Here is a 20,363-nt window from a genome sequence, read left to right as displayed (position 1 = left end):
GCAAATATGGTATTTCGTAAAACAGCAAATGAATATGTTAAGAAAGATGTGGGTGAGCTTCAACCCTATAAAGAAGGAACCTATATTGATTTGAATAATAATGTCTATCATTACAATGGCTTAGAGTATATAAAAATTGGATATGATAATCCTAATTTAGATACATGGGTCAGTCTTGTTCCTCAAATAGGAGTGGGAGTTATCTTGGCGAATTTGTTTGCGCCCAAAAGTCGTAAGGAAGATAGTTTTGATATTTGGATCTGGCTAATTGGTGTCCTTCTTGCCTTTGTTTTTCTATGGTGGTATCGTTTGCTTGCTTTTGTTGGATACAAGTTGTTGACACTATTTATTCGACCAATTTTAGAATCTACAGAGAAAGCAAAATGGCTTCGTTTATTCTTACCATTCCTTTGGTTTGTTGAGGATCCTGACAAAGATTTAGTAGATGTTGCTACAGGGTCAACTATGTTATTTCCCTATATTGTTTTGAGTATTCCTGTACTAGCTCTGGCAAATTATGATGTCCCAGAATTGAAACCAGTTGGCATCGTTTTGATTTTGTGTACGCTCCTATCGGCATTTTATATGTTCATAAACGTTCGCATCAATAGAGATAATTTTGTAGATAAATTTTAATTTTCTTGTAGCTAACCTCAAAGTATGTTTCCCCATATTCTGAGATAATGTTTGACATTCTTTCTGGGATTTTATACAATAATGTTAATTAAATAAACACTGCCACCGGGTAGTCATGCAACAGCATTTTATGAACATCGTTAGGTCTTAGAAGATGTTCATAGGGTGCTGATTTTTGTATAAAAGGAGTGAGAATATGTCACAATTTATTGTTGATTCATCGTTTTGGAATTTATTTCCAGATGCAAAAATTGGAGTTCTATTATTGAAAGATTATAAAACGCCGGCGCAATCGCCTGATGAATTAGTGAAATTACTGGAAGAAAGCAACGGGATTGCCCAGAAATTTCTTACGGAAGATACCTTTAGTGAGAACGAGGTCATTCGTACATATCGTCAAGCCTATCAAAAATTTAAAACAAAAAAAGGCGCGCGTTCTAGTATCGAAGCCCTTTTGAAACGTTCAACTAGTGACCGTCCAGTCACAACAATTTCTCCATTAGTGGACATTTATAATGCGGCGAGTTTACGTTTTGGTCTTCCATGTGGTGCTGAAGATTTAGATACATTTGTAGGCAATCTCCAACTAACGGTCACTGAGGGTGGGGATGAATTCTATCTCATTGGTGATGAAACCAATAATCCAACTTTACCAGGTGAAGTTTGCTATAAGGATGATAAAGGAGCAGTTTGTCGTTGTTTCAACTGGCGCGATGGTGAGCGAACCATGATTACAGATGAGACAAAGAATGCTTTCTTGGTTATGGAGTTGGTCAATTCTGATAGAGTAGAAGATTTGGAAAATGCCCTAGATTTTATCAGTCAACACGCAGAAAAATTCTTGGGAGTAGTACCAGAAAAATATCTACTAGATTGTGATAGGCCTGCAATAGCCTTGTAGGATTTGTCAGTGGGATTGTATCCGGATAAATAGTGGTCTTTCTAGACAAATGCTGATTTTTCTGCTACAATACTAAGCATGAAAGAAGGTTGTTTCAAAAGCCTGTCTAGCGAGCTTGGGAGAGTGAAAGCCAAGCCAGTCTTGAAATAATTGGCGCTTTCCCAGTCGTGACCATGTTCGACTCAATTAGAATCATACAAATGAAGTAATAAATTAGGGTGGAACCGCGTTCTCAACGCCCCTATGTCTGTTGACAGGGGAAGAGAATGTGGTTCTTTTTGTCTGCCGACCGAGTATTTCTTGTTTTTCATTTCAAGGTGGAAGACAGCTACTATAAAGAAAGGAGACAAATGTTCACCTTAGAAAATATCAATCACGGGCATGAGCAGTTTACTGGTCCTGATTTTCCCAAACTGATCGCTTATTTTAAGGCCATGGGTATGGTGGAAAATATTGTGGATATCCAGTCTGGACAGGTTACCTATCGCTCACAGACAGGGCAGACTCTGGAAAAGACGGGCTATCAAGTGACGATACCTGTTTCGGACCAAGCCAATCTGGACCAGTTTGTGACTATCTTACGCAATCATCAGGCTGGACAAACAGATTTTCCCACCTTCTGTCAAGAAACAGCAGAAGCAGGGATTTACAAGTGGGTCATCGACCTAGAAGCCATGACCTGTTCTTATCTGGACCAGGCGGAGCAGGCTGTTTTTGTGGAAACCATACCGAGTGTGGAAAACTAGCAATTATGAAATATATATAGAAAGAGGAAATATATGTCTAAGAAATTAACATTCCAGGAAATTATCCTGACCTTACAACAATTTTGGAATGAGCAGGGGTGCTTGCTCATGCAGGCTTATGATACGGAAAAAGGTGCGGGGACTATGAGCCCTTACACCTTCTTGCGTGCCATCGGTCCTGAGCCTTGGAATGCGGCTTATGTGGAGCCTTCTCGTCGTCCTGCGGACGGTCGTTACGGGGAAAATCCAAACCGTCTCTATCAGCACCACCAATTCCAAGTCGTTATGAAACCATCGCCTTCTAACATCCAAGAACTTTACTTGGAGTCTTTGGAGCGTTTGGGCATCAATCCTTTGGAGCATGACATTCGTTTTGTTGAGGATAACTGGGAAAACCCATCAACTGGTTCAGCTGGTCTGGGCTGGGAAGTTTGGTTGGACGGTATGGAAATCACGCAGTTTACCTATTTCCAACAGGTTGGTGGTTTGGCAACAGGCCCTGTCACAGCCGAAGTAACCTACGGTTTGGAGCGTTTGGCTTCCTATATCCAAGAGGTTGACTCCGTTTACGATATTGAGTGGGCTGACGGCGTTAAATATGGCGAAATCTTTATCCAGCCAGAGTATGAGCATTCAAAATATTCCTTTGAAGTATCAGATCAGGATATGCTCCTTGAAAACTTTACCAAGTTTGAAAAAGAAGCAGAGCGGGCTTTGGAAGAGGGCTTGGTTCATCCAGCCTTTGACTATGTACTCAAATGCTCTCATACCTTTAACTTGTTGGATGCCCGTGGAGCTGTGTCTGTAACTGAGCGTGCAGGTTATATCGCCCGTATCCGTAACCTTGCCCGTGTCGTTGCCAAGACCTTTGTGGCAGAGCGGAAAAAACTCGGTTTCCCACTTTTAGACGAAGCAACACGAGCAGAATTGTTGAAGGAGGACGCAGAATAATGACAAAGAATTTACTTGTTGAACTTGGTTTGGAAGAAATTCCTGCCTACATCGTAACCCCAGCCATGCACCAGTTGCGTGACCGCATGGCGACTTTTTTGACAGACAATCGCTTGGCTTTTGATAGCATTGATGTCTTTTCAACGCCACGCCGTTTGGCTGTACGTGTGCGTGGTTTGGCGGACCAGCAGACTGATCTTACAGAAGATTTTAAGGGTCCTGCTAAGAAGATTGCTTTGGACGCAGATGGCAACTTCACTAAAGCTGCAGAAGGCTTTGTCCGTGGCAAAGGCCTGACGACAGCTGACATCGAGTTTCGCGAGATCAAGGGCGAAGAGTATGTCTACGTGACCAAACACGAAGCTGGTCAGCCAGCTAAGGCAGTCTTGGCAGGCATTCCAGAGGTCTTGAAGGCTATGACCTTCCCTGTCAGCATGAACTGGGCATCCAACAAATTCGCCTACATCCGTCCTGTCCACACCTTGACTGTTCTCTTGGACGACGAGGCACTGGATATGGATTTCTTGGACATTTCATCAGCTCGCATCAGCCGTGGTCATCGTTTCCTTGGAAATGAAACCGAGATTGCGAGTGCAGATTCTTACGAGGCAGACTTGCGTGCACAGTTTGTCATTACAGACCCCGCAGAGCGTCAAAATATGATTGTCGAGCAAATCAAGGCTATCGAGGACAAATACAACGTGACAGTCGAAATTGATGAAGATTTGCTCAATGAAGTTCTCAACTTAGTCGAGTATCCAACTGCCTTCATGGGTTCCTTTGACACCAAATACTTGGAAGTGCCAGAAGAAGTCTTGGTCACTTCTATGAAAAATCACCAACGTTACTTCGTGGTGCGTGATAAGGCTGGCAAACTCTTGCCAAACTTCATCTCCGTCCGTAACGGGAATGACCAGTACCTTGACAATGTCATCAAAGGGAATGAAAAAGTCTTGGTGGCCCGTTTGGAAGACGGCGAGTTCTTCTGGCGTGAAGACCAAAAACTCAGGATTGCTGACTTGGTGGAACGCCTCAAAGTCGTGACCTTCCATGAGAAAATCGGCTCCCTCTACGAGCACATGGCACGCACCAAGGTTATCGCAGAAAAACTGGCTGACTTGGCAGGCTTGTCTGCGGATGAAAAAGCAGATGTGGCACGTGCGGCGGACATCTACAAGTTTGACCTCTTGACAGGTATGGTCGGCGAGTTTGATGAACTGCAAGGGATTATGGGTGAGAAGTATGCTCTTCTTGCAGGGGAGAAACCTGCGGTGGCAGCAGCAATCCGTGAGCACTACTTGCCAAACTCAGCAGAAGGCGAATTGCCTGAAAGCAAGGTCGGTGCGGTCTTGGCACTGGCTGACAAATTTGACACCCTCCTATCCTTCTTCTCAGTTGGCTTGATTCCGTCTGGTTCAAACGATCCTTACGCTCTTCGTCGTGCGACACAAGGTATCGTTCGAATTTTGGAAGCCTTTGGTTGGGAAATTCCATTGGATCAGTTGATCGCGGAGCTCTACAGCTTGAACTTTGCTAGCTTGACTTACGACAACCAGCCAGCTGTGATGGACTTTATCCGTGCCCGTGTAGAGAAGATGATGGACAAGGCCATTCCGAAAGACATCCGCGAGGCTGTACTGGCTAGCTCAACCTTTGTGGTCAGACTGCAACTGGCAGCCAGCTCTGCTATTTTCCAAAAATCAAAAGAGGCTGACTACAAGGAAGCTGTGGAAAACTTGTCACGGGTCTTCAACTTGGCGGAAAAGGCGGAGGCGACTGCGATTGACGAGGCACTCTTTGAAAATGAGCAGGAGAAGGCCCTTGCTGCTGCAGTGGCAGGCTTGGAGTTGACAGAAGACATGGCGGGTAACTTGGACAAGCTCTTTGCTCTCAGCCCAGTCATTGCAGCCTTCTTCGACAATACCATGGTTATGGCAGATGACGCAGCAGTCAAAGCCAACCGCTTGGCTCTCTTGAAAGTCTTGGCGGATAAGGCTTCAGCAGTAGCTGTTTTCAATCTCTTGAATAGTAAGTAGGAGGTATTCATGGAACAAGCAAAAATCGATCGCATCAACGAACTGGCTCGCAAGAAAAAGGCAGAAGGCTTGACAGAGGAGGAGTTGCAGGAACAGGCGGCTCTTCGTGAGGAGTACATCGAGGGCTACCGCCGTAGTGTGCGTGCCCATGTCGAAGGTATCAAGGTTGTCGATGAGGATGGCAATGATGTGACACCTGAGAAACTCCGCCAAGTCCAACGTGAAAAAGGCTTGCACGGACGTAGCTTGGACGACCCTAATTCCTAAGAATAAGGTTGCTAAAAAAAACAAGTAAAGACTAGGTTTCCTAGTCTTTTTCTGTTATACTATATCAAAAGGAGGTTTGCTATGAAAAAAGTGTGGAATTGGTTTGTTATAGGTGTTTCTGTTCTTTGTGGTTTCGCGAGTGCCATGTATTCGACTTATGGGATGGCTCAGCTATTACCAGAAAATGATTCCTTCCATGGATTGTGGGTGTTTGGTCTAGGTTATGTCTGGTTTCTAGGTAGTTTTTACCTAACCCTCATTCTCCATGAACTGGGGCATGCTTTCTTTGGTTGGTTGACAGGTTTTGACTTGGTGGCACTTGGCTTGGGCAATCGCTTGTTGGTCAAGACTGACCAGGGCTGGAAATGGAAGAAAACCGTGATTGTGCAAGGAGCAGCGGCTCAGTATATCGGAGTCAAAAGAGACGAGAATGACCCTCGGGCAATTTTGATGTTTGCAGGTGGCCTGATTGTTCATCTCAGTCTCGTCCTTATTTCTGTTTTGATTGGGTTCTTGACAGGGCATTGGAGTCTGCCCCTATCGCAAATCCTCCTCAATCTAGCCTTGTTTATCCTCAACGCCAACCCTTCTGGTATGGCGGATGGAGCTAAGATTCAGGAGTTGCGTACTCATCCTGAGTATAGCCGATTGGTTTATCAAGCGCTTAGACATACCTCTCAAGTCATGGTGGCTCCAACTGCTGCGAATTTAAGTGATTTTGTCATGGACTTGCCAATCTTGCCTGGTCATTTGCCACAGATTCACTATCTTAACTGGACGGAAGTACTGATTTTCAACGGGGAGTATCAAGAAGCCCAGGAACGCTTGGAAAAAGTGACAGCGACATCGGACAATGATTATATCGTGAAGCTGGCGAAACTTGTACTGTTAGAAGTATATATCTTGCAAGGTTTGAATGAAGAGGCTAAGAACTTGGGGCAGGACAAACAAGTCAAGTCCTTGCTCAAATACCCTATGGGAAATTACCAAGTCCTAGCTGCTCTCTACCACCAGCGTATTACTCGAGATAGTAAAGCCTTGAAAAAATCTCTAAATCAGGCTAAAAAAATGCTGCCCAACAGCCCGCTTTTGGCTGATGAGCAGGATTATTATAGCAAGCTCTTGACAGAAGTTGAGTTAGAAAGTCAATTGCCATAGTAGATTATTTTGACTTGTGTTTGCGATAAAATTTATGTTAAAATAGGGACGGAGACAAATAGATAGGGAGGTTGGTCATGAAAAAAATGATGTATGCCTTGTTGGTGCTTGCCTATGTTGCAATTGCTTATTTGTCAGTCTATATATTTCCTCATTATTATGTAGGTGCGATAATGGGAGCGGCAGGAGCTAGTATTGGTGCTAGTTACAAACAGTTCAAGGAAGTAAAAGCTTTTCCTGACAAAGCCTTGTCGGCTTATGTTAAGTGGGATAAGAAAAAGGCAAGTAGTTTGTTATTGGTCCTTCTGGGAATATTCCTTTTTGTCAGCCTTGTGCTGGAATTTAATTGGCAATATGGCTTAGCTTTTGTAGTGGCGATCAGCTATGCTATGCTTTGGAATGTCCTTCATATCCAATTCTTACGAAAATATTATTTTAAAAACGCATGAGAGTTTCATGCGTTTTCTTTATATAGTTTGTCCAGCTTTTAATTTTTTCATGAAGATGATGGAACTTGGAATCAGGACGATGATGCTTCCGATCCAGGCGGCGGGGTTAGCAGCGGCGGTTCCATAGAAGCCGAAATACTGCATGCCGATGATGGCGACTGCTGCTCGGAAAATCAATTCTCCAAAGCCTGCTAGTGTTGGGATAAAGCCCTTGCCAAGTCCCTGAATAAAGCTACGAAGAATAAAGAGGGAAGCAACAATCCAGTAACAAGAGCCGTTAATGATGTAGTAAATGAGAGCCAAGTCTAGTACAGTTTGACTAGCATTTGGCAGAAAGAGACCAGAGAAGAAGCGATTGCCCAAGATGAGAATGACCGCAAATACAATGGCCCAAGCAATGCTGAGGAGTAAAGAGTGGCGCACTCCTTCTCGAATACGGTCATAGAGCTTGGCACCGTAGTTCTGAGCAGTAAAGGTTGCGATAGCCAAGCCCAGATTGACCATGGGCAGCATAGCCAACTGGTCAGTACGAAGGGCAATGGCCTGGGCGGCGATGGCGTCTGTTCCTAGTTGGTTGACCATAAACTGCAAGGTCATGGCTCCGATGGCGATAATACTGGCTTGAAATCCCATTGGAAAAGCAAGCTGGGCATGTTTCTTGAGATTACCTCTATCCAATTTTAAATCAGCTAGTCCGATATGATAGTGAGGTACCTTGTGGATAATGTAAAAAATAAGAAAGAGGACCGAACAGGCTTGAGCAAGGATAGTTGCAAAGCCGGCTCCGAAAACGCCCCAGTTCATAACTAAGATAAAGAAAAAATCCAGACCGATATTGATAAAACAAGCGATAACTAGAGCCAGTAGAGGTGTTTTAGAGTTTCCGAGACTGCGTAGGGCTGAAGACAGGAAATTATAAAAAATAGTAAAGGTCAATCCTCCAAACATGGCCGTTAGAAAGGCATGGGAGTGGTCGATGATACTCACAGGCGTTTGCATTAAGACCAAGATAGGTTTCAAAAAAGCTAAGGCTAAGACTGTTAGTAAAAGGCTGATGAGGGAAGCGTAGAAGAGTCCGTGGACAAAAGATTTTTTAAGCCCCTCTAAGTCGCCAGCTCCAAAGCGTTGGGCAGAAATAATGGTTAATCCATTGGTAACACCTTGGGCAAAACCGATGATTAAAAAAATTAGGCTGGCTGTCGAACCGACACTTGCAAAGGCATCCTTTCCCAAAGTATGCCCCACAATCATGGAATCAGCAAAATTATAGGCCAGTTGAAAAAAAGATCCAATCAACAAGGGGATAGCGAATTGTAAGATGACCGCAATCGGCTTTCCTTTGGTTAAATCATTCATAACGTCTCCTTTTGACAGATGATAAGCCCACTAGATAGATGATAGTCTAGTAGGCTTTCTAGGGATAAAATATTTCTCCTGAAAACGGAGTATAGGACGTAAATTTGTTATTTATACTCTTCGAAAATCAAAATCAGACGTTGTTGACTTGATTTGATGAGTGAAAGGCTCCAGTGGAGCCTTTCAGCCTGTTACCTTGAAACAAAATAGTAACAGGGTTCTATCTGCGTAAGTAGTAACGAACTACGTTCGCCCTATCTCCAACCTCCAAAGGTTTCCCAAACCTTTGGAGCTAGTCTGTTTTTGATTTTCATTGAGTATTAATTTGTCAGTTCTTCAAAATGATCGACAGTGTTATGGTCTGTTACTGCTAAGATGAGTTCGTCAGATTTGAAGACATAGTCCGGAGTCAGTTGGATGTTTAATTCCTGATTTTCGCCACTTCGGTAACCGATAATATTGAGTTTATAGTGTTGGCGGAGTTTTAATTCGCCGAGTGTTTTGCCAATCCATTTTACTGGCGGGTGAAACTCGACAATGGAAACATTGCCTTCGAGCTCAAAGAGGCTGGTTGTATCGCGGTGGAGTAATTGTTTGGCTAGGGAAATACCTGTTTCGCGTTCGGGAGAAATAACCTTGTCAGCCCCAACACGGAGAAGGACTTCTTTCGCAGTTGTTCCTTTGACTTTGGCAATGACCATAGGGACGCCTAGGACCTTGCTATGCATAACAGCAAGGACACTGGATTCCAAGTTTTCGCCAGTAGCTACAACAACAGCATCGCAGTTACCGATTCCTGCTGCACGTAGGAGCGAGCGATCGGTAATGTCTCCGACAATACCGCGCGTGAGAATAGGCTCTAGATGATTGATACGTTGCTCATGATTATCAATAGCAATGATATTGCAATCGTAATTGTGTAATGTTTTTGCAATGGTAGTACCAAAAACTCCCAGGCCGAGAATTCCGATAGTATAGTTTGGCATGATTTCTCCTTTTAAACAAGCATAGATGATTTTGCGTATTGAAGACTTTCGGTTTTAGATAATTTTCGAACAGAAAGGCTTGCGAGAATAGAAAGTGGACCGATACGGCCGAAGAACATGAGCGCCATAATGACTGCTTGACCGGCCATGGTTAGGCTTGGAGTCAGATTTGCTGTAACCCCCACAGTGGCTAATGCTGACATGACCTCGAACATTAAAAATAGAAGTGGTTGTCGGTCATCTGTTAAGGCAAGTGCGAAGAGTCCTATGATAAACATAAGCAGGAAGACAGAGAATGTCGCAAAAGCTTTGCGGATGCTGAGGTTATCAATGGTTCGTCCCATAAAGTTGGTATGAGGGAGACCGAGAATTTCACTACGAGCGTAGAGTACTAAGGTTAGGAAGGCGGTTATTTTAATACCGCCGGCTGTTCCACCTGGGGCTCCGCCAAGCATCATCTGAAAGATATAGAGCAAGAGGGTGATTGGTTCAGCCTTCGTGTAGTCGATACTGGCAAAACCAGCGGTTCGCATGGTGACCGTTTGGAAAAAGCTGGCTAATAATTTATGACCAAATGATAGTTGCCCGATAGTAGAAGGGTTATTCCATTCGGTGAGTAAGGTAGTCAGAGTTCCGAGGGTTAGTATAATGGCTGTTAGGCCTAGAACAATCTTTGTATGGAACCCTAGTTTTCGTAGGCTACGTTTTTGCCCGATTTGTGTCTGAAGGTCAAACCAAACCGAGAATCCAAGACCTCCCATAATAATGAGACTGGCTAATGTTATGTTGATTAGAGGATTATCCACATAGCGCATGATGCTAGTTGCGCCAAAATTATCAAAACCAGCATTACAAAAGGCTGATATAGCTACGAAAATCGAGGTAAATAAACCTCTTGCCCATCCAAATTCAGGTACAAAATGAAAGGACAGTAAGAGGGCTCCAAAGGCTTCGACCGCCAAGGTAAAACCAAAAGCTGATTTGAGGAAGTTACGAAAATATTTTGTGTCAGATCGGTTTAGAGCCTCTTGTAAGGTCGCCATATTGATGAAGTTCATTTTACGACCACCGCGTAAAGCGAAGAGACCGATGAATCCTATCAAGCTCAAACCACCAATTTGGATTAGCATCATACAGATAATCTGTCCAAAAGTAGAATAGGTTTCAGCGACGGCTTTGGTAAATAGCCCTGTCACACAAACCATGGAGACAGATGTGAAGAGATGATCCCAATAACTTGCTGTAGAGGTGCTAATTTGTGAGATGGGAAGACTTAGTAAAATTGATCCAGTCAGAATCACGAATAAGAAACTGATAATGATTCGCTGACTGGGAGAAAGTTTGATCCTAAATGGTGACATAATTCTACCTTTTCTCAAAAAAATAAAAGATGAAGATATTGTAGCATAAAAGAAAGAAAATGTACGACTAAAACACGCAAAGAACCTGATTTTTTCTCTTCTTGAAAGCTTCATTATTTTTTATTACCATGGATTTTATAAGTGGTGTTTACATGGGGTGGCTCATTTTACTTGTGACATCAGGATTATGGGGAAATTATTATGGGTAATGAAAAAGTGGTGCGGACCATAAAAAGAATCTCCTTAGTTGACCTAGGGAGATTTATTTCCATTCTGCTAAGACTTGTTGATGATAGTGACGTAAAGGTCCGACCTTTTGGAGGAGGTAGGTAGCAGCCAGTCCGACCAATAAGCCTGATAAAATTCCTGTAAAAGCGAGGATTGGTAGGTAGTTTAGTACATAGAAAGAACGGGCGATGGTAGCAAAAACAAGAAGCTGACCAAGATTGTGCAACATCCCACCCAGAATAGAAATTCCAATAGGACTGACACGTTTTGGACCGAGTTGCTTGGCAGAGAGCATTCCTACATAACTCAAAGTAGTTCCGGCAAAGCCATAGAGGAAGGTTGAAAAGGTGCCTCCCAGAAAGGTTGATATGAGCAAGCGTAGTGCGACAACCTTTAGGCTATCCTTTGTAGGGAGGGTAAAAATAGCAATTAAGCTAATCAAATTTCCCAGTCCTAGCTTGGCACCTGGAGCAAAGGCAAATGGGGGGGTGATGAGTCGTTCAATCAAAGAAATGACAACTGCCTGAGCTGCCAGCATTGTAATAAAGTTAAGTGTTTGACGTTTAGAATTCATGTGTGTAGAGAAAAACTCTTTCTAGTCGATTATCTATTTTACTATCATACTTGTTTTTGTTCTCTATGGCAAGTTTTGTTTGTTGTATATTACTAATTATTGAAATTTGCTTGTCAACTATCTTGGAATACGGTATAATGGAAACATGTAATTTGTTTTGATTTTCACAAGGAGGAAACATTGTGACGAAAAATATTGTGATTGTCGGTGCTGGTTATGCAGGGATTGCAGCAGCTCGATTGTTAGGAAAAACGTTTAAAAAGGATCAAGATGTAACAGTTACCTTGATTGATAAGAACTCTTTCCATACCTATATGACAGAGTTGCATGAAGTTGCAGCTGGGCGTGTGGAAGCAAATGCAATCAAGTATGACCTTCAACGTATCTTTAAAAAATATCCAAAGGTTCAATTGGTAACAGACAAGGTTGTTGAGATTGACTACGATAAGAAACAAGTAGTTGCGGAACACCAAACTCTGGATTTCGATTACCTGCTCCTTGCAATGGGTGGTGAGGCTAATGACTTTGGTGTGAAAGGTGTTAAAGAACACGGTTTTACACTTTGGTCTATCGAAGCAGCAGAACGTTTGCATGACCACATGATTGATGCTTGCTATCGTGCCATGCGTGAACATGATGAAGCCAAACGTCGCGCTCTTTTAACCTTTACCGTTATCGGTGCTGGCTTCACAGGTATTGAGATGATTGGTGAGTTGATTGACTGGGTACCAATCTTGGCGCGTGAGTTCAAGTTGGATCCAAAAGAATTCTCACTTAAGGTTGTTGAGGCAACGCCAAATATCTTGGCTATGGTTACTGAAAAAGAGCAAGTCAAGGCTCGCAAATACCTTGAGAAAAAAGGTGTTGAATTGGTTCTTGGCGATGGTGTAGCAAGTGTACAAGAAGATAGCTTGACACTTTCATCAGGTCGTCAAATTCCTACCTATACCTCTATTTGGACAGCTGGTGTTCAAGCAAATACGGATGCAAGTGAATTTGGCATTGAGAAAGCGCGTGCAGGTCGTTTGGTAGCCAATGAGTTCATGGAAGCGAAAGGCAAGGAAAATGTCTATATAGCTGGCGACTTGGTTTACTTTGAAGAATCAGAAGGAAAACCAACTCCACAGATTGTACAAGCAGCTGAACAGACAGGCCATACTGCGGCAAGTAATATTATTGCAGCAATCAAGGGTGGCGAAAAACATAGCTACAAAGGTAAATATGATGGGTTTATGGTATCTATTGGAGCACGCTACGGTGTAGCCTTCTTGATGGACAAATACCACATGTCAGGCTTTATGGCAATGGCTGTCAAACACATGGTAAACCTACTCTACTTCTTTACTATCCGTAGTTTCTTCTACATGGGTTCTTATGTTCGTCATGAATTCTTTGACATTCAGAATAAGCGAAACATTTTTGGCGGTCATACTTCAGGCAAAGGAAATCTTCTCTGGTCTGTGCCAATGCGTGTCCTTTATGGTTCAGTATGGCTCTACGAAGGTATCAAGAAAGCCTTTGGTCTATTTGGAACAACATCATGGTTTGGGGATCAAGTTGTCTTCCCATTCCCTTGGTTAGCTGATCCAGTATCTGGTGCATCTGCTGCTGAGGCGGTTTCAAGTGCCTCACAAGCGGCAACTGCTGCGGCAGAAGCAGCTGAACCAATTTTTGGTTTGAGCTATGCCTATGGTGAAGCACCGATGGCTGTTTTGGACAAAATGCCTGATTGGTTTGCTACTATCATGGAATTTATGATGCCAAACCAAGAAGTAGCACTCTTTATGCAAAAATTTATGACAGTAGCAGAAATCGGTATCGGTCTGGCTTTGATTGCTGGTGCCTTTGTATGGATTGTATCTGCTGCAACCGTTGCTTTGGTAGTTATGTTCAGCCTGTCAGGCATGTTCTACTGGGTAAATATTTGGTTCATCCCAGCAGCTATTTCTCTTATGAATGGTGCGGGTAGAGCATTCGGTCTAGACTACTGGATTATGCCGTGGTTGGGTCGTTTCCTAGACAAGAAGATTTATGGAAAGCCGAAGCATATTTACCGTATCAAGGATAAAAAATAAAGGAAATATAGAAAGTTAGTGGTACATCAAATTTGGAATGCATATCCTGATGTAAAACGGGGTTTGAAAGAGGTTAAGAAGATTATTCTAACTGAAATGATGGTCTTACATCCTGCCATTAAGTCCAAGGTTGTTGAATATGTGGAGGCCCCTGGAAAATACTTACGTGCGGGTCTCTGCCTACTCTTTGCACAACTGTCGGAAGGAGAAATAAGCCGTTCAAAGCTCTACTTTGCCGCTCATCTGGAGGTTTTGCATCTTGCTACTCTGATTCATGACGATGTGATTGATGGAGCAGATAAAAGACGAGGAGTAGAGGCGGCTCATCAACAATTTTCTAATCGAATTGCTATCTATACAGGGGATTATCTTCTGGCCTACTCTGGTCGCTTACTTGGAAAAGGTCTTCGTTTTCTAGATATTTCACAAGATGATTTGGATTTGGGCAATGATAAGCTGATGGAAACAATTCTTCGAGGGGAACTATCACAGCTAATTAATCAATTTGACGCCAATATGACGATGAAGACTTATCTCAAGCAAATACAAGGTAAAACAGCCTTTCTATTTGGTCTTTCTTGCCAACTTGGGAGTTTTGTACAAGGTCAATCTAAAAAAGAAAGTAAATTAGCCTTTCGGGTAGGTCAAGCACTTGGTATGGCTTTTCAAATTCGTGATGATCTGATTGACTATCAATTAGAAGTTGAGGAGTCTGGAAAGCCTAGACTTCAAGATATTCAAAATGGTATCTATACTGCTCCTCTATTATTTGCGATGCAAGAAGATAATTCTATTCGTCAGCTCTTACAGAGCTACATCCAATCTCCAAATCAAGAGGACTTGGAAGTGATAACAGAAAGGTTGTTTGCAACGAATGCACTTGCGAAAACCGAAGGATTACTTACAGCTTATCTGAGAAAAATGAGAAGTTATTTAGATAGACTTGATCGATCTTCTATCCAACCATTGGAGAGTGTTGTCAAAACTGTTTTTAGTCAATATTTTTAAAAAATGACTAGACATTTTCTTTAATTAGGTATATCATTATACATATAAACTATTTAATAACAAAAGGAGTATTGTTATGAAAACAACTAAAGTTGTCTTAAAAAGTTTGGTGGTTCTTGGTGCTGCCCTCACCTTGGTAGCATGTGGTTCAAGCAGTAGTTCTTCAACTACTTCGTCATCTTCTTCAGCTTCTGAATCAACTTCATCAACTTGGAAAGATGGTACTTATAAAGCTGAAACTGGCTATGATGAACGTGGATGGAAATTTGTGCATGAAATTACCATTGAAGGTGGAAAAATCACAGCATCAACTGCAGATTATGAAGACAAAGATGGTAATTTGAAATCAGAAAATGCAGAATACAATACTACTATGAAAGAAAAATCAGGTGTATCATCTGCTGAAGCAACAGATAAACTTGATGAAGAGTTACTTGCTGCACAAAGTGCTGATGTAGAAGTAGTATCTGGTGCGACAAGTACATCTGAAAACTTCATTAAATCGACAGAAGCACTTTTGAAAGCTGCTGAAGAAGGTAATACAGACACCATCACGCTTGACTAATATCGGTCAGTAGAATGTAGGCACAGTAGCCCTAGGCTGGTTACTGTGTTTTTTCTATTAGAAAGGTGAGATAATGAAAAAAATATTAGGTTTGTTACTGTTTAGCTTAGTGACTATTTTGCTTGTTGCCTGTGGTGGTAATCAAAATGAAAGTCTATCTGTTGTGAAAACTCCGTTGACTCGTAGTGAAAGCTTACTTCACACAGTAGTGCAGTTGAGTATTTATCATGAGGATCAGGAAGAAGTGATGGATGAAGCTATTTCCTATATCAAGGAGATGGAAAGTTTGTTGTCCACAAACTTGGAAGGGGCAGATGTCTACCGCATCAATCAGGCAGCAGGAAAAGAAGCTGTCAAGGTTGATGAACGTACCTTTGAAGTGATTGAAACAGCTATTGAGATGAGTGAGGAAAGTCAGGGCTTATTTGACATTTCCGTTGGAGCTGTGAGCAATCTGTGGAAAATTGGAGATGAGGATGCACGTAAGCCGAGTGATGAGGAAATCAAAGCTGCTCTGCCATTTATCAATTATAAAGACATTGCTTTAGATAAGGAGAAGAAGACTGTCTTTATCAAAGAAGGAATGACGCTAGAATTAGGAGCCATTTCCAAAGGTTACATTGCAGATAAGGTTAGAGAATTGTTTGCCAGCAAAGGGATTACGACTGCTATCATCAATCTAGGTGGGAATGTAGTGGTTATGGGGGATTCGCCAACGACACAAAATGGTTGGAATGTTGGAGTTCAAGACCCAGACCAAGTGCGTGGATCAACGGTCGGTTCTGTGCCAGGGACACATGATTCGGTTGTTACCTCAGGTATTTATGAGCGCTACTTAGAGGTGGACGGTGTCAAATATCACCATATTCTTGATCCCAAAACTGGCTATCCTGTGGAAAACGATATTTCAGGTGTGACAGTCTTTTCCAAAACATCTATCCAAGGAGATGCCTTATCCACAACTCTCTTCTTACTAGGTGTGGAAAAAGGTCTTGACTTTATCAATCAGATTGACGGTGTAGAAGCTGTTTTCATCGATAAGGAGCAGGGGGTTCATCTGAGTGATGGCTTGAAAGAAAGCTTTGAATTAACGAATGAGGAGTATCATCTTGTCAATGAATAAATCAACTAAAGGGCTCAGTTTGCCTGTATTTCTAGAATTTGTTGAACTTAAAACTAAAGTTGCCAGTGTATTTCCCATGACCCTGGGGATTTTATGGAGTCTGTATCGCTATCAAGCATTCAATTGGCTCAATACATTTTTGTTCGTTCTCGCCGTACTCAGCTTTGACATGTGTACAACTGCCATCAACAATAGCATGGATTACCACAAGGCCAAAGATGAAATCTATCGTCAGGAAAGCAATGTGATTGGAAAATTCTCCCTAGATTTTCGTCAGATGATTGGAATCGTCCTTGCCCTACTTATTTTTTCTCTACTGGTTTCATTACTCCTTGTATGGCGGACCAGTTGGCTCCTCCTACCGATGGGAGCTCTCTGTTTCCTCATTGGTATCTTCTATACCTTTGGACCTATTCCGCTTTCGAGAATGCCACTGGGTGAAGTTTTCTCTGGAGTAACCATGGGATTCGGCATCTTCTTTCTTGCTGTATTTATTCAGCAACCAGGTTTGCTACTGACCAGCCAAGTGAGCGGTCAGTGGATGACCTTGCAATTTTCTTGGACAAAAATAATAGAAATTATTTTCATGTCCATTCCTCTGGTAACCTTGATTGCCAATATCATGTTGGCTAACAACACCTGTGATTTAGAGGAAGATATTCGCAACCATCGTTATACTCTGGTTTACTATATTGGCAAGAAAAATGCTCTTAAATTGTATTTTGTCTTGGCAAGTTTACCATGGTTGCTGTGGATAATCTACTGTCTGATAGGATTCTTACCAATTTGGGCACTGGCCGGTTTAATCGGAGTTTGGCCTGCTTATAAGAGTCTAGAAACATTTTTGAAAAAGCAAGTCAAACGGGAAACCTTTATCGAGGCAGTAAAGAGTTTTGTACTCTTTGCGCTGTTATATGTGGTGATACTTGCTTTAGCCCTTATTTTCTAAAAAGGAAAGACACAGTCGTTCATCTGGCTGTGTCTTCTTTGTTATATCGTCATTTAGTTTTTCTTTTATTACTTCGACGAGCGAGGAAACATTGTTTCCTAATTTCCAACTTCAAACACTCCACTGGAGTATTTGAACTCGCCTTGCCTGATTGAAACAGTCTGGGGGACTGTTTCAAGTTAATGCCTAGAAATAAGAAAGCATTGAGTTATGCCTGCGGCTTTTGATGCGAACAGAGTTCGCTTTATCTCCAACCTCCAAAGATTTCCCAAACCTTTGGAGCTAGTACTAAAAGTAAACTAAAAGACTATAGTGGTAAAATGAGTTCTTCTTCATCAGTGCTTTCTCCGCCGACGGATTTGATTTCAATCAAGAGATTATGGGGCAGACAGACGGAGAGCTGACCCGGCTGGCTTATCCAGCTGGTCATAACGGCAATTTGGTCTGGGCTATTGTCTTCCTTGACTCGAATGCGTTCGCCATCAACTTCAATGATATTGTATTGCCCATCATTGGGGTAGTAGGTTTTTTCTTGATGTGGTGTGTCCTTTGATAATTCAAATTGGTCGACCACCTCACCATTGATGCGGACATAGGCAATTGTTTTTGCCTCATTTGCATCTGTAGTCAGATGTGTGTAGGTAAAAATTGCTGGAAGAAAGGATAAAACTAGGGTGAATCCGATTAAGATATAATCAAATAGTTTGAGTTGTTTGAGAATGGATTTGAATGTCATATAGAATCTATTTTATAGAAAAAATACTACTTTGTAAAATGTTGGATACAGATTACTTTTTCAATTGTCTAAAGAAGAGTAGGATGGCTAACATTCCCCAAAATCCAGCATGAAGTGGCTGAATTTTTCCAGCGAAAAATACAATGGAGAAAGTTAGGGCAAAACCTGCAAAGAGAAACCAGAGCAGTGGTTTACGATAAAGATGGATAGCTTCTTGGACAGCATTTGATTCTGGACTGGTAGTTTGCCAGTCACTATTCAAGATTGGAAGTATAGTGAACGGTAAGATAAAGATTGGTGGATTGTCCCCAGTAAGGTAGCTATGTATATACAGGCTACAAATTGTTGTATAGGAGAGAACAATCAAAGTGAGTATGAATTTCGGGTTGTCAACGTTCATCTGTTTTCTCCTTTTTGAAATAAATCCGATAAAGAATAGCGGCAGCAAATCCAGCAGGAAGGATGAGGATAAGTGGTTTGGCATGTCCTAGCCAAATGCCCACGGAATAGGTCAAGGTCATGGCAAACAGGGCAAAGATGGCTTGAATGATAAAGTAGCGTTTTTCTTCTGCTGTTTGATAGGATTTGATGATTTGGATGGTCGGTAGCATGAGCAAGAATGAACCGTTAATCGGCTCATTGACCATGTAAGAGTAGATGAAGAAGGCAGAAAATAAACCATAAAATAGAACAAAGAATCGACAGGTTTGTTTGGGTGTAAAAGTTTTATTCATGGCGTTAGGTCCTTATTTTTTCTTGGTCGTGTCTGCCTCCAATTTTTGCAGATAGGCAAGGGCAGACAGGGCTAGACTGGCAAAGAGGCCCATCATGCCACCGAAGAGGAGGGATTTTACGTGGAAGATGGAAGCCAGTAGGGGAAGCTGGAGGCTAAAGAGGTCTGCCAGCCCAGCAAAGAGGCTAGATAGCAGGGCAACTCCCAGTCCCAAAACCAGTGGATTGAGGGTCTGTCCTTGTTTTTCCTCAGGACTTAGTTCGTCCACGTCATATTGAGATAGGTCAGCATGGAGGGTGCGCATATTAACGATACCAATTAGGATAATACTGAAGAAGGCAATGATCATTGGATAGTAAGTAGCCACCTCCACAGGATAGCGGATAGCTAGGAAGTAGGCGACAGCATTTCCAAGAGCAAGGAAGTAGAAGTAGTAGATAAAGGCCTGTCCACCGATAGCATCAGCCTCGGCCCGTCGGTATTCGTCTAAAGGACCGCGGATACCATAAAAACGTTTAATCATATTCTGGATCCACTTGGGTTCTTCTTTGGCAATAGCAGAGCTGACAGTTAGTTTTTCTGCCTTTTTCATGCGTTTGCGTAACATGATTTCAAGAGTAATGCCCGTGAAAATACCACCTAGACAGGCTGCTAGGAATTTTCGGAAGTCAAATAAATGGTCGAGCGGGTTGAGCCCATCCATCCAGGCACCAAAAACAACAGCCCAAATGTACATAACGGTAGTGAAATAGAGGGCGAATTTGATACTTGCTCCCTTGAGCTGCTTTTGTTCCTTGGTAGTCAGCTCTTCTACATCTAAACTGTCCACTTGACTGTTACGCAGTTTAAACATGATGTAGGTACTAGTCGCTAGATAGCTTAGGAGCAGGGCAACGGGATAGCCAAATGCAACGACTTCTGGGAATCGTTTGGATAAGGCAAGTGCCAGTAGGGTGAGAGCCATGGTGGCCCAAAAGAGCAGGATAAAGCAGGTATTGCCTAGACGGAAGGCTTCTTTTTTGCGAAATTCATCCAAGGGCCCCGCGATACCGTAAAATCGTTTGATTAATTTATCTTGAAAGGTTTCTTTTTTCATAAGCAGCTCCTTATTTTTGATCGAACAATGGTAAGATGTAAACAAAGCCTAAGAAGTAGATGGTCCCAGCAATCAGCAATTGTAGCCAAAATTTTGCTTGGCTGATGGTGTGCAAGATGTCTGCTCCGCTATTGCCCCAAAGCTGAAAGAGGACAAAGAGAGGGATAAAAATAAGGGTAGAGATAAGAGCTTGACGTATATTCTTTTTCATGATATTTTCCTTTCTATTCATTCCAAAAGAGACTATTGAGATCGGTCTGTAAAGCCTTGGCTAGGTTGATACAGAGGTCTAGCGAGGGGTTGTACTTGTTGTTTTCAATCATATTGATGGTCTGCCTGGATACGCCGATGGCCTTGGCCAGATCCAGCTGGGAAATCCCTAGCAGTAGGCGGTAATCTTTGACACGGTTCATGGGTTCTCCTTTCGTG

23 protein-coding genes are annotated in these 20,363 nt (G+C 42.4%); 13 read left to right on the top strand and 10 right to left on the bottom strand.

Going from position 1 to position 20,363, the window contains the following annotated elements; all coding sequences use genetic code 11:
• Nucleotides 1–6 precede the first annotated feature (6 nt).
• The 8 genes from NOL38_RS01120 to NOL38_RS01085 all read left to right on the top strand — a co-directional run bounded on the left by NOL38_RS01120 (nucleotide 7) and on the right by NOL38_RS01085 (nucleotide 7,144).
• Entirely contained in the window at nucleotides 7–636 is a 630-nt protein-coding gene (locus NOL38_RS01120) for a hypothetical protein (protein WP_253218247.1), read from the top strand.
• A 196-nt stretch (nucleotides 637–832) separates the two neighbouring features.
• The gene (locus NOL38_RS01115; RefSeq protein ID WP_277941127.1) at nucleotides 833–1,537 is read left to right on the top strand and encodes a B3/B4 domain-containing protein; all 705 of its coding nucleotides are present in this window, start codon (nucleotides 833–835) and stop codon (nucleotides 1,535–1,537) included.
• 350 nt (nucleotides 1,538–1,887) lie between these two features.
• Nucleotides 1,888–2,283 (top strand): DUF1398 domain-containing protein, encoded by a 396-nt coding sequence (locus NOL38_RS01110; protein WP_425244225.1) that lies wholly within the window; start codon nucleotides 1,888–1,890, stop codon nucleotides 2,281–2,283.
• Nucleotides 2,284–2,316: 33 nt separating this feature from the next.
• Complete coding sequence (gene glyQ / locus NOL38_RS01105) at nucleotides 2,317–3,234, top strand: glycine--tRNA ligase subunit alpha (RefSeq protein ID WP_002939388.1); 918 nt, start codon at nucleotides 2,317–2,319, stop codon at nucleotides 3,232–3,234.
• Nucleotides 3,234–5,270: a glycine--tRNA ligase subunit beta gene (glyS, locus tag NOL38_RS01100; RefSeq protein ID WP_277941125.1), complete on the top strand. Its 2,037-nt coding sequence runs from the start codon at nucleotides 3,234–3,236 to the stop codon at nucleotides 5,268–5,270. The genes glyQ and glyS overlap by 1 nt, the downstream gene beginning before the upstream one ends.
• A 9-nt stretch (nucleotides 5,271–5,279) precedes the next feature.
• Nucleotides 5,280–5,537: a DUF896 family protein gene (locus tag NOL38_RS01095; RefSeq protein WP_044681104.1), complete on the top strand. Its 258-nt coding sequence runs from the start codon at nucleotides 5,280–5,282 to the stop codon at nucleotides 5,535–5,537.
• Nucleotides 5,538–5,618: 81 nt separating this feature from the next.
• Nucleotides 5,619–6,695 carry a site-2 protease family protein gene (locus NOL38_RS01090; RefSeq protein WP_277941124.1) on the top strand — a complete coding sequence of 359 codons (1,077 nt, stop codon included), beginning with the start codon at nucleotides 5,619–5,621 and terminating at the stop codon, nucleotides 6,693–6,695.
• A gap of 77 nt (nucleotides 6,696–6,772) precedes the next feature.
• Entirely contained in the window at nucleotides 6,773–7,144 is a 372-nt protein-coding gene (locus tag NOL38_RS01085; RefSeq protein WP_277941123.1) for a hypothetical protein, read from the top strand.
• 18 nt (nucleotides 7,145–7,162) lie between these two features.
• Here the strand turns inward: NOL38_RS01085 and NOL38_RS01080 are convergent, their stop codons facing one another.
• The 4 genes from NOL38_RS01080 to NOL38_RS01065 form a co-directional block, all read right to left on the bottom strand.
• The gene (locus NOL38_RS01080; RefSeq protein ID WP_277941122.1) at nucleotides 7,163–8,500 is read right to left on the bottom strand and encodes an MATE family efflux transporter; all 1,338 of its coding nucleotides are present in this window, start codon (nucleotides 8,498–8,500) and stop codon (nucleotides 7,163–7,165) included.
• A 320-nt stretch (nucleotides 8,501–8,820) separates the two neighbouring features.
• Nucleotides 8,821–9,486: a potassium channel family protein gene (locus NOL38_RS01075; RefSeq protein WP_014638537.1), complete on the bottom strand. Its 666-nt coding sequence runs from the start codon at nucleotides 9,484–9,486 to the stop codon at nucleotides 8,821–8,823.
• Nucleotides 9,487–9,497: 11 nt separating this feature from the next.
• Nucleotides 9,498–10,847 carry a TrkH family potassium uptake protein gene (locus NOL38_RS01070; RefSeq protein WP_002938011.1) on the bottom strand — a complete coding sequence of 450 codons (1,350 nt, stop codon included), beginning with the start codon at nucleotides 10,845–10,847 and terminating at the stop codon, nucleotides 9,498–9,500.
• A 262-nt stretch (nucleotides 10,848–11,109) separates the two neighbouring features.
• Nucleotides 11,110–11,649 (bottom strand): Gx transporter family protein, encoded by a 540-nt coding sequence (locus tag NOL38_RS01065; RefSeq protein ID WP_024382894.1) that lies wholly within the window; start codon nucleotides 11,647–11,649, stop codon nucleotides 11,110–11,112.
• A gap of 182 nt (nucleotides 11,650–11,831) precedes the next feature.
• Here NOL38_RS01065 and NOL38_RS01060 point away from each other — a divergent pair, with 182 nt between their 5' ends.
• The 5 genes from NOL38_RS01060 (at nucleotide 11,832) to menA (ending at nucleotide 17,369) form a co-directional block, all read left to right on the top strand.
• Nucleotides 11,832–13,724 carry an NAD(P)/FAD-dependent oxidoreductase gene (locus NOL38_RS01060; protein ID WP_172064501.1) on the top strand — a complete coding sequence of 631 codons (1,893 nt, stop codon included), beginning with the start codon at nucleotides 11,832–11,834 and terminating at the stop codon, nucleotides 13,722–13,724.
• Between the two features lie 18 nt (nucleotides 13,725–13,742).
• Nucleotides 13,743–14,732 carry a polyprenyl synthetase family protein gene (locus NOL38_RS01055; protein WP_277941121.1) on the top strand — a complete coding sequence of 330 codons (990 nt, stop codon included), beginning with the start codon at nucleotides 13,743–13,745 and terminating at the stop codon, nucleotides 14,730–14,732.
• A gap of 76 nt (nucleotides 14,733–14,808) precedes the next feature.
• Nucleotides 14,809–15,297 (top strand): FMN-binding protein, encoded by a 489-nt coding sequence (locus NOL38_RS01050; RefSeq protein WP_277941120.1) that lies wholly within the window; start codon nucleotides 14,809–14,811, stop codon nucleotides 15,295–15,297.
• 73 nt (nucleotides 15,298–15,370) lie between these two features.
• The gene (locus NOL38_RS01045) at nucleotides 15,371–16,420 is read left to right on the top strand and encodes an FAD:protein FMN transferase (RefSeq protein ID WP_277941119.1); all 1,050 of its coding nucleotides are present in this window, start codon (nucleotides 15,371–15,373) and stop codon (nucleotides 16,418–16,420) included.
• Nucleotides 16,413–17,369, top strand: coding sequence for a 1,4-dihydroxy-2-naphthoate polyprenyltransferase (gene menA, locus NOL38_RS01040; RefSeq protein WP_277941118.1), 957 nt, complete (start codon nucleotides 16,413–16,415; stop codon nucleotides 17,367–17,369). The genes NOL38_RS01045 and menA overlap by 8 nt, the downstream gene beginning before the upstream one ends.
• A gap of 307 nt (nucleotides 17,370–17,676) precedes the next feature.
• Here the strand turns inward: menA and NOL38_RS01035 are convergent, their stop codons facing one another.
• From NOL38_RS01035 to NOL38_RS01010, 6 genes are read right to left on the bottom strand one after another with little or no spacing between them, the layout of a single operon-like run.
• Nucleotides 17,677–18,105, bottom strand: a complete 429-nt coding sequence (locus NOL38_RS01035) for a NusG domain II-containing protein (RefSeq protein ID WP_024381704.1) — start codon at nucleotides 18,103–18,105, stop codon at nucleotides 17,677–17,679.
• Between the two features lie 52 nt (nucleotides 18,106–18,157).
• Entirely contained in the window at nucleotides 18,158–18,505 is a 348-nt protein-coding gene (locus NOL38_RS01030) for a hypothetical protein (RefSeq protein ID WP_044676248.1), read from the bottom strand.
• The gene (locus NOL38_RS01025) at nucleotides 18,495–18,839 is read right to left on the bottom strand and encodes an MFS transporter (RefSeq protein ID WP_277941117.1); all 345 of its coding nucleotides are present in this window, start codon (nucleotides 18,837–18,839) and stop codon (nucleotides 18,495–18,497) included. The genes NOL38_RS01030 and NOL38_RS01025 overlap by 11 nt, the downstream gene beginning before the upstream one ends.
• Before the next feature lie 12 nt (nucleotides 18,840–18,851).
• Nucleotides 18,852–19,934: a DUF3278 domain-containing protein gene (locus NOL38_RS01020; RefSeq protein WP_277941116.1), complete on the bottom strand. Its 1,083-nt coding sequence runs from the start codon at nucleotides 19,932–19,934 to the stop codon at nucleotides 18,852–18,854.
• A gap of 10 nt (nucleotides 19,935–19,944) precedes the next feature.
• Entirely contained in the window at nucleotides 19,945–20,145 is a 201-nt protein-coding gene (locus tag NOL38_RS01015) for a hypothetical protein (protein ID WP_024393877.1), read from the bottom strand.
• 13 nt (nucleotides 20,146–20,158) lie between these two features.
• Nucleotides 20,159–20,347 carry a helix-turn-helix transcriptional regulator gene (locus NOL38_RS01010; protein ID WP_002942681.1) on the bottom strand — a complete coding sequence of 63 codons (189 nt, stop codon included), beginning with the start codon at nucleotides 20,345–20,347 and terminating at the stop codon, nucleotides 20,159–20,161.
• Nucleotides 20,348–20,363 lie beyond the last annotated feature (16 nt).

This window comes from Streptococcus suis (assembly GCF_029616525.1).
Classification (GTDB): Bacteria; Bacillota; Bacilli; order Lactobacillales; family Streptococcaceae; genus Streptococcus; species Streptococcus suis_AF.
This window is presented reverse-complemented; position numbering and strand designations above follow the sequence as displayed.

Excerpts from the sequence above, each read along its gene's own strand:
- NOL38_RS01095 (WP_044681104.1), top strand. The coding sequence starts at position 5,280 with ATGGAACAAGCAAAAATCGATCGCATCAACGAACTGGCTCGCAAGAAA.
- NOL38_RS01070 (WP_002938011.1), bottom strand. The coding sequence starts at position 10,847 with ATGTCACCATTTAGGATCAAACTTTCTCCCAGTCAGCGAATCATTATC.
- NOL38_RS01020 (WP_277941116.1), bottom strand. The coding sequence starts at position 19,934 with ATGAAAAAAGAAACCTTTCAAGATAAATTAATCAAACGATTTTACGGT.
- NOL38_RS01090 (WP_277941124.1), top strand. The coding sequence starts at position 5,619 with ATGAAAAAAGTGTGGAATTGGTTTGTTATAGGTGTTTCTGTTCTTTGT.
- NOL38_RS01035 (WP_024381704.1), bottom strand. The coding sequence starts at position 18,105 with ATGACATTCAAATCCATTCTCAAACAACTCAAACTATTTGATTATATC.
- glyQ (WP_002939388.1), top strand. The coding sequence starts at position 2,317 with ATGTCTAAGAAATTAACATTCCAGGAAATTATCCTGACCTTACAACAA.
- NOL38_RS01080 (WP_277941122.1), bottom strand. The coding sequence starts at position 8,500 with ATGAATGATTTAACCAAAGGAAAGCCGATTGCGGTCATCTTACAATTC.
- NOL38_RS01065 (WP_024382894.1), bottom strand. The coding sequence starts at position 11,649 with ATGAATTCTAAACGTCAAACACTTAACTTTATTACAATGCTGGCAGCT.
- NOL38_RS01120 (WP_253218247.1), top strand. The coding sequence starts at position 7 with ATGGTATTTCGTAAAACAGCAAATGAATATGTTAAGAAAGATGTGGGT.
- NOL38_RS01085 (WP_277941123.1), top strand. The coding sequence starts at position 6,773 with ATGAAAAAAATGATGTATGCCTTGTTGGTGCTTGCCTATGTTGCAATT.
- NOL38_RS01010 (WP_002942681.1), bottom strand. The coding sequence starts at position 20,347 with ATGAACCGTGTCAAAGATTACCGCCTACTGCTAGGGATTTCCCAGCTG.
- NOL38_RS01050 (WP_277941120.1), top strand. The coding sequence starts at position 14,809 with ATGAAAACAACTAAAGTTGTCTTAAAAAGTTTGGTGGTTCTTGGTGCT.
- NOL38_RS01115 (WP_277941127.1), top strand. The coding sequence starts at position 833 with ATGTCACAATTTATTGTTGATTCATCGTTTTGGAATTTATTTCCAGAT.
- menA (WP_277941118.1), top strand. The coding sequence starts at position 16,413 with ATGAATAAATCAACTAAAGGGCTCAGTTTGCCTGTATTTCTAGAATTT.
- glyS (WP_277941125.1), top strand. The coding sequence starts at position 3,234 with ATGACAAAGAATTTACTTGTTGAACTTGGTTTGGAAGAAATTCCTGCC.
- NOL38_RS01030 (WP_044676248.1), bottom strand. The coding sequence starts at position 18,505 with ATGAACGTTGACAACCCGAAATTCATACTCACTTTGATTGTTCTCTCC.
- NOL38_RS01025 (WP_277941117.1), bottom strand. The coding sequence starts at position 18,839 with ATGAATAAAACTTTTACACCCAAACAAACCTGTCGATTCTTTGTTCTA.
- NOL38_RS01045 (WP_277941119.1), top strand. The coding sequence starts at position 15,371 with ATGAAAAAAATATTAGGTTTGTTACTGTTTAGCTTAGTGACTATTTTG.
- NOL38_RS01015 (WP_024393877.1), bottom strand. The coding sequence starts at position 20,145 with ATGAAAAAGAATATACGTCAAGCTCTTATCTCTACCCTTATTTTTATC.
- NOL38_RS01110 (WP_425244225.1), top strand. The coding sequence starts at position 1,888 with ATGTTCACCTTAGAAAATATCAATCACGGGCATGAGCAGTTTACTGGT.
- NOL38_RS01075 (WP_014638537.1), bottom strand. The coding sequence starts at position 9,486 with ATGCCAAACTATACTATCGGAATTCTCGGCCTGGGAGTTTTTGGTACT.